The sequence below is a fragment of the Streptomyces sp. WM6386 genome (assembly GCF_000972385.1).
Classification (GTDB): Bacteria; Actinomycetota; Actinomycetes; order Streptomycetales; family Streptomycetaceae; genus Streptomyces.
In genome coordinates this window covers 1-369 of record NZ_JXTE01000625.1, presented here as the reverse complement: position 1 = coordinate 369, position 369 = coordinate 1, and the positions used below count along the sequence as shown (strand labels likewise).

Below are 369 nucleotides of genomic sequence, written 5' to 3'. Positions count from 1 at the left end.
TCGAAGGTGGTGTCGTCGTGGACGAAGCCGCGGGCCAGGAAGTCGGGGGCCTCGGGCAGGGCGCCGGTGTCGGTGTCGGTGTCGGGGAACACCGGCAGGCCCAAGCCCTGAGTGAGGCGCGCGCCGGCGGCCTTGACCACCGCCTCCTTGCGGGTCCACAACCGGCCGAAGGCGAGGGGCTGTTCGGCGTCGGGCAGGGCGCGCAGTTCCCGCTGTTCCGCCGGGTGCAGTTCCGGCAGGCACAGCTCCACGGTCTCCAGCGTGGGCACGCGCTGGACGTCCACTCCCAGAGGGGCGTCCGCGATGCTGATCAGGGCGATGCCGTGGCTGTGGGAGAGGGAGAAGTGCAGGCCGGTGCCGTGCAGGACG

The 369-nt window shown here is 72.4% G+C and carries 1 protein-coding gene; it reads right to left on the bottom strand.

Features of this window, described 5'->3' with window-relative positions:
• On the bottom strand, positions 1-369 hold a 369-nt coding region (locus tag TN53_RS42990; protein WP_159038306.1), incomplete at both ends, for a 4'-phosphopantetheinyl transferase family protein.